This window comes from Lentibacillus kapialis (assembly GCF_014646635.1).
GTDB lineage: Bacteria > Bacillota > Bacilli > Bacillales > Amphibacillaceae > Lentibacillus > Lentibacillus kapialis.
Window position 1 is genome coordinate 25,718 of sequence record NZ_BMNQ01000042.1, and the last position, 6,542, is coordinate 32,259.

The 6,542-nt window shown below is 41.1% G+C and carries 8 protein-coding genes and 1 tRNA gene; 7 read left to right on the forward strand and 2 right to left on the reverse strand.

Annotated elements, in window-relative coordinates; all coding sequences use genetic code 11:
- Positions 1-113 precede the first annotated feature (113 nt).
- The 3 genes from ahpC to IEW67_RS12810 all read left to right on the forward strand — a co-directional run bounded on the left by ahpC (position 114) and on the right by IEW67_RS12810 (position 2,544).
- Positions 114-680, forward strand: a complete 567-nt coding sequence (gene ahpC, locus IEW67_RS12800; RefSeq protein ID WP_188633468.1) for an alkyl hydroperoxide reductase subunit C — start codon at positions 114-116, stop codon at positions 678-680.
- Positions 681-692: 12 nt separating this feature from the next.
- Entirely contained in the window at positions 693-2,258 is a 1,566-nt protein-coding gene (ahpF, locus tag IEW67_RS12805) for an alkyl hydroperoxide reductase subunit F (RefSeq protein ID WP_188633476.1), read from the forward strand.
- A 213-nt stretch (positions 2,259-2,471) separates the two neighbouring features.
- Positions 2,472-2,544 (forward strand) — tRNA-Val (locus tag IEW67_RS12810).
- A 300-nt stretch (positions 2,545-2,844) separates the two neighbouring features.
- Here the strand turns inward: IEW67_RS12810 and copZ are convergent.
- Together copZ and IEW67_RS18355 are read right to left on the reverse strand one after the other, a co-directional pair.
- Positions 2,845-3,051: a copper chaperone CopZ gene (copZ, locus tag IEW67_RS12815; RefSeq protein ID WP_188633469.1), complete on the reverse strand. Its 207-nt coding sequence runs from the start codon at positions 3,049-3,051 to the stop codon at positions 2,845-2,847.
- Positions 3,052-3,124: 73 nt separating this feature from the next.
- Complete coding sequence (locus tag IEW67_RS18355) at positions 3,125-3,247, reverse strand: hypothetical protein (protein WP_268238669.1); 123 nt, start codon at positions 3,245-3,247, stop codon at positions 3,125-3,127.
- A 192-nt stretch (positions 3,248-3,439) separates the two neighbouring features.
- Between IEW67_RS18355 and IEW67_RS12820 the strand changes: the two genes are divergently transcribed.
- From IEW67_RS12820 to IEW67_RS12835, 4 genes are all read left to right on the forward strand, one after another.
- A complete protein-coding gene (locus IEW67_RS12820; RefSeq protein ID WP_188633470.1) occupies positions 3,440-3,982 on the forward strand; it encodes a hypothetical protein in 543 nt (180 codons plus the stop codon).
- A 112-nt stretch (positions 3,983-4,094) separates the two neighbouring features.
- Positions 4,095-4,481 (forward strand): cupredoxin domain-containing protein, encoded by a 387-nt coding sequence (locus IEW67_RS12825; protein WP_188633471.1) that lies wholly within the window; start codon positions 4,095-4,097, stop codon positions 4,479-4,481.
- A gap of 65 nt (positions 4,482-4,546) precedes the next feature.
- Positions 4,547-4,966: a hypothetical protein gene (locus IEW67_RS12830; protein ID WP_188633472.1), complete on the forward strand. Its 420-nt coding sequence runs from the start codon at positions 4,547-4,549 to the stop codon at positions 4,964-4,966.
- Between the two features lie 123 nt (positions 4,967-5,089).
- Positions 5,090-6,427 (forward strand): APC family permease, encoded by a 1,338-nt coding sequence (locus IEW67_RS12835; protein WP_229671836.1) that lies wholly within the window; start codon positions 5,090-5,092, stop codon positions 6,425-6,427.
- The last annotated feature ends 115 nt before the right edge of the window (positions 6,428-6,542 follow it).

Below are 6,542 nucleotides of genomic sequence, written 5' to 3' on the forward strand. Positions count from 1 at the left end.
CTAATTAACGACAAAGTTCACAAATTATTGCGTTTTAAAGCTTGGAAAACTCATTCATAATATGCGAGAATAAACATGCTATGATCATTATTATAAGAATGAGGAGGATATATATGTCGTTAATTGGAAAAGAAATAACCCCATTTACAGCACAGGCTTTCAGAGAGGGCGACGATTTTATTGAGGTAACTGAAGAGGATCTGAAAGGTCAATGGAGTGTGGTTTGCTTTTATCCGGCAGACTTTTCATTCGTTTGCCCGACCGAACTTGAAGACCTGCAAAATCAATACGCCAACCTTCAGGAACTCGGAGTGGAAGTTTACTCTGTATCCACAGACAGCCATTTTGTTCATAAGGCATGGCACGATCACTCTGATGCAATCAGTAAAATCACCTACACGATGATAGGAGATCCTTCCCATGAAATTTCCCGCAATTTCGATGTGCTGATAGAAGAAAAAGGTATGGCTGACCGCGGGACGTTCATCATTGACCCTGACGGTGTTATCCAAGCTGCGGAAATTAATGCCGATGGAATCGGTCGTGATGCAAGCACGCTTATCGACAAAATCAAGGCAGCCCAATATGTTCGAAACAACCCTGGAGAGGTTTGTCCGGCTAAATGGGAAGAAGGAAAAGAAACATTAAAACCAAGTCTCGACCTCGTAGGTAAAATCTAAGGAGCACGATAAATTATGTTGGATACTGAGATCAAATCACAGTTAGAGCAGTATTTGCAGCTTTTGGAGGGTGATCTGGTACTGAAAATCAGTGTCGGATCGGACGACGTTTCCAGGGAGATGCAAGAACTAGTGGATGAGCTGGCATCAATGTCTTCCAAAATCAGTATAGAGAAAACAAAACTGGCAAGAACACCAAGCTTTAGTGTCAGTCGTGCAGATGAAGACACCGGCATTACCTTTGCCGGTGTTCCTTTAGGCCATGAATTTACATCACTCGTTTTAGCATTGCTCCAAGTGAGCGGACGGCCGCCAAAAGAGGATCAAAAAATCATCGACCGAGTCAAAAATATTGAAGGCGACTATCACTTTGAAACGTATGTCAGTTTAAGCTGCCACAACTGCCCAGTTGTTGTACAGGCATTGAACATTATGAGCGTTTTAAATCCCGGTATTTCACATACCATGATTGAGGGCGGTGCCTTCAAAGATGAAGTGGACAGCAAGAACATTATGGGTGTCCCGACAATCTTTTTAAACGGAGAAGAGTGGGGAAGCGGACGTATGGAGCTTGGAGAAATACTTGCCGAATTAGGCAATAGCCCTGATGCGTCCGAGTTTGAAGACAAAGATCCATTTGATGTACTTGTCGTTGGCGGTGGGCCGGCCGGTAACAGTGCCGCAATCTATGCAGCGCGTAAAGGCATTCGTACCGGCGTTTTAACCGACCGTGTCGGTGGACAGGTCCTGGATACAAATGCTATCGAGAACTTTATCAGTGTTAAACAGACAGATGGCCCTAAACTAGCAGGGAATCTTCACGACCATGTGGAAGACTACAATGTTGACGTCATGGATCAAGTGCAAGCAGCAAACATTGAGAGAAAAGATGACCATATCGAAGTGGAATTGGAAAATGGCGCTGTTCTGCAAAGTAAAACAGCCATTCTTTCCACAGGTGCCCGCTGGCGCAATATAGGTGTTCCCGGTGAAAAAGAATTCAAGAATAAAGGTGTTGCCTATTGTCCGCACTGTGATGGTCCAATGTTTGAAGGCAAGCATGTTGCGGTTATCGGCGGTGGAAATTCCGGTGTCGAAGCAGCCATTGACCTTGCAGGCATTGTGAAGCATGTAACCGTCCTTGAATTCGCACCGGAATCAAAAGCTGATTCCGTGCTGCTGGACCGTCTTAACAGTCTCTCTAATGTGACGTTTATCACGAACGCCCAAACAACAGAAATCACCGGCGATGACACTGTGAATGGTATATCGTACAAGGATCGTATAACAGAAAAAGTTCATCACATTAAATTGGAAGGTGTCTTTGTTCAGATCGGCCTCGTCCCTAATACAGATTGGCTAAACGATTCGATTGAACGAACAAAAACAGGTGAGATTGTTGTCGATAAAACAGCTGCAACGAGTGTCCCCGGCATATTTGCTGCGGGTGATTGCACAAATAGTGCCTATAAACAAATCATCATTTCAATGGGACAAGGTGCAACAGCAGCTTTAAGTGCATTTGATTATTTAATCCGGCATACATCGCCTGTTGAAAGCGGAGCAACTACTTCCTAGCGCGTCTTCAAAAAGAAAGGTTTCACCTGATTTTCTGAACGGCTTGTAAACAAACCGTTAAACATCGCTTTATAACGCGTCCAGTTATAAAGCGATGTTTTTTCAATAATATGGCCTAACGGATTTTGCAGTTCGACAAGTTCGACAAAAAAATATTGACAACCGCCTAGAATTTATATATAGTAATACTTGTCGATTATTTCAAATTCATACGATTCCGTAGCTCAGCTGGGAGAGCGCATGCTTGACAGGCATGAGGTCGGTGGTTCGAGCCCACTCGGAATCATAACCGGGAACCCTTTTTTACCCAAGGGTTCTTTTTTTAAAGGCTGTTTCCTTAACATTCGAAGGACATTGCTCATTGGCCCAAAAATGGTTGCCTATAGGATTACTTAAAATCGGATTCTGTATTGGTTATCACCGTTACCATGCTTACATGATACAGTTCTTATCGTTAACACTTTACCAGCAGCTATCCCAATGGCGACATCAACTACCATGGTGGTCTTTTTCTAACCCTGTTTTAATTCTTTACATGAAAAAGCTGATTTTCCAACAGAAAAAACCAGCTTTTTCATGTTTATAGTTAGGCACTAACATCATAGCCTTGATCTTCAACAGCTTCTTTCATGGCATCAACATTTACTTTTGATTCATCAAACGTAACACCTACTTTGCCAGCTTCTAAATTTACTTCGGCTGCTGATACACCTTCTAATTCATTTAATGCACCTTCGACTGACATTTTGCAATGACCACATGACATACCTTGCACATTTAACGTTTTCTCCATGATCCTTTCACCCCCTTTCGATTGGTCTTTTATACTTTCACACGTTTCAAGCGAAATGAGTTCGAAACAACACTTACCGAACTTCATGCCATTGCTGCACCAGCAATCCATGGTGCAAGTAATCCGACTCCCGCAATAGAACTTTCTCCTCTTCTGTGCGGGGTGTTACCGGATATTCATGCAAATATTCACCCATCTCCCCCTCACGTCCTTTCCATTTTTAAATATAGCATACCCCCCTAATGTATTATTTGTCAATAAGGAAAATAAATGAAAGTTAATGTGGATTGCTTGAAGGAATTATTACTTAAATACCCTCGTTGGGTAACATAATTTAAATCTGGTGTGAATAGATTATTATGGACAACTTATGATTGGAGTTGAACACATGTCTTTTGCATTGTTTTTCATAATCGGAGTGTTTACTATTCAAGTGTTGATCATCATCACCTACATGACGTGTTATCATGATCGGTTATCGAATATGAATGGAATGGTGATATCCATGTCGATTGGTATGACAACTGGCATCTTAATGGGAACCATCTTAGGCGTGTTCCTTCAAGGAAATTTATTTGAATCAACACTATATGGTATATTGATTGGGTTAACAGTTGGATTCCTCGCTGGATTACCTATTGGATTACCGGCAATCATTGATGGTATGCTTTCCGGGTTAATGGGTGGGATGATGGGGGCTATGCTTGGGGATATGGTGGCAGCAACCAGACCTGATGCAATCATTAAAATAGTGGGATTGATCGCTACTATGACTTTACTGCTTGTTTTGTATATGTCCGAAAATTTGATTCAAAAACAATCTGACCCCGTGAACTTTTTCGTTTTAAAACATCCCTACTTGCTATTGTTTATTCTGACAATTCTTTTTATAGGGCTAAACTTTTCAGAACCGATTATTCAAAGTAAATAACCACGACATCTTTATTCAAATTTTTGTCCCGTTTTCTCCATAAAAAATGCACACACAGTAAATATAATTAGCAGTGAAAAATAAAGTAACGTAATGTCAAGGAGGGTCAAAAGTGAAGAAAGGATTATTAACTGTGCTGGCTCTTGGATTGGTTTTGTTTCTTGCAGCATGCGGCGGAAGTGACAACGGCAATTCGGGTGATACGGGTGGTGCTAATAGCGATTCATCGGAAACAACCGGCAATGAACTTAACATAACAGCATCCAATTTCGAATTCGATCAGGATAAATACACAGTAACTGCCGGTGAGGAAGTATCTGTTTCTCTTGCAAACGAGGAGGGCAGACATGGTATGGCGATTGATGAATTTGATGTAAATATTGAAGGGGAAGGCGAAGCGACCTTTACTCCTGAAGAACCAGGTGAATACACCGTCTATTGCAGTGTCCCTTGTGGCGAAGGGCATGCTGACATGCAATCGACATTAGTTGTAGAGTAATACAAACGTTAGGAAGCTGTTCAGCAGGAATGGTTTCCTAATTTTTATTGAGGGAGGTTAGCATTATGTTAAAAGCTACGGGAATTGTTGTTTCATTCGTAATTGGGATTGTACTTGTACTCGTTGTCATCTTGTCCATAGACAGTGACAGCCAGCAAACTAGTGGAGATAAGTTATCGCAGGAAGATGTAGAAAAGGGACTGGATTTACAGAAAAATGGTGGTGATGGTACTTATATCGTTAATCTCACTTCTGGAAAATTTGAGGGTAAAACGAAAGGACAAGTGCTTTCGGATACAAACTGTGCACCAGACGAGGATAATATTAGCCGTTGTCATAATGACATTGCACTTGCTGATTCCAACAAGGAAATAACCGTAATAAACCCCCATAACATGCAGAAAAACCGTTGCCTTACTCCCGGTGAAACCGTCCAGATATCACGAAACGAGGACGACAAAGTAGCAATAGAGTTAATGGAATGATATTACTGACTTACGACAGTGATCAGCCGGCCGTTCTTCGGACCCTTTTCTGCACATAGCTTGCATGTAACTGCATATTCCTGACAATAGGCATCTCCAATTTACAAAAAATGTGGCATTCTTTTGCATAAACAAAGCAAAAAAAGAAAAATACGACTGTTGAATATAACTGTTGAGGTGATCATAGTGAGCCAATATAAGAAAAACAGTCTTTCGCTCACAGGTGCTATAGGTCTAGGGACAGGAGTAATGATTAGTGCCGGGATTTTTGCTTTATTGGGGCAAGTTGCTGAACTGGCGGGTATCTGGTTCCCTGTCATGTTTATTATAGGCGGTATTGTTACAGGCTTCAGTGCTTATTCTTATGTAAAGATGAGCAACGAATACCCCTCTGCAGGTGGGATAGCCATGTTTCTTGTTAAAGCTTATGGCAAAGGAACATTAACGGCCTCGGCTGCTATGCTGATGGCTGTTTCGATGGTGATCAACCAAAGTTTGGTAGCACGAACATTCGGTACCTACACCCTGCAGATATTTAATATTGATGATTCGGGTTACCTTGTACCAGTGTTAGGGGTTAGTCTATTAATTTTCGCTTTTCTTGTAAATATTTCCGGAAACAGCTTCATTCAAACCTTCACTTCCATTGTATCGCTACTCAAGATACTCGGTTTAGTCATTTTTGCAATGGGCGGGTTATGGGTTGCCGGATTTTCCTTTACGCCTGCTGAAGGTGGAAACAGTTCTCCCGATTCTACAGTAACAAGCATGGTTGCTGCAATTGCTTTGACAATTTTATCATTTAAAGGCTTTACAACTATTACAAATAGTGGATCCGAAATTGTTAATCCAAAAAAAAATATAACCAGAGCGATAGTCGCATCCATATTCATAAGCCTGCTTGTTTACTTATTAACTGCATGGGCTGTTTCCAGCAACCTTCCTTTAACTAATATTATTGAGGCTAAGGATTATTCTTTAGCAGAAGCAGCACGACCAGCTTTTGGTGCATATGGTTTATGGTTTACAGTTGGCATCGCGATTATTGCAACTATTTCCGGTATTATAGCCAGTGTTTTTGCTGTCTCACGTATGCTCGCCATGTTGACAGACATGAAGCTTATTCCTCATAAACACTTTGGTATGCCGGGTCGTATCCAAAGACACACATTGGTTTACACTGTTGTACTTGCAATTATACTGGCCATTGTTTTTGATTTGAGCAGAATTGCCTCAGTTGGGGCAATTTTATACCTTGTGATGGATATGATTGTCCACTGGGGAGTCTTCAAACATCTTCGCAACAAAATTAAAGCGAACTCTGGCATTGTATTGACTGCGCTTATTTTTGATATCCTAATTTTACTGGCATTTATCTGGGTGAAAGCAGTAAATGATTGGTTGGTTGTTTTGGTGTCCATTCTGTTTATTCTTCTAATTTTTATTGGAGAACATGGTTAGCCCCCAAAAACGGGGGAATTTCATAAATCAATAAAAAAATCATAAGCGTCTATTTTCCGAGAAAATGTTGCTTCATAACCTGAAGTTTTCTAAAAATACGCTGTTCGGACGAAAA

Bases quoted from the DNA above. Each gene is read 5' to 3' on its own strand.
- ahpC (WP_188633468.1), top strand. From the start codon at position 114: ATGTCGTTAATTGGAAAAGAAATAACCCCATTTACAGCACAGGCTTTC.
- copZ (WP_188633469.1), bottom strand. From the start codon at position 3,051: ATGGAGAAAACGTTAAATGTGCAAGGTATGTCATGTGGTCATTGCAAA.
- IEW67_RS18355 (WP_268238669.1), bottom strand. From the start codon at position 3,247: ATGGGTGAATATTTGCATGAATATCCGGTAACACCCCGCACAGAAGAG.
- IEW67_RS12820 (WP_188633470.1), top strand. From the start codon at position 3,440: ATGTCTTTTGCATTGTTTTTCATAATCGGAGTGTTTACTATTCAAGTG.
- IEW67_RS12830 (WP_188633472.1), top strand. From the start codon at position 4,547: ATGTTAAAAGCTACGGGAATTGTTGTTTCATTCGTAATTGGGATTGTA.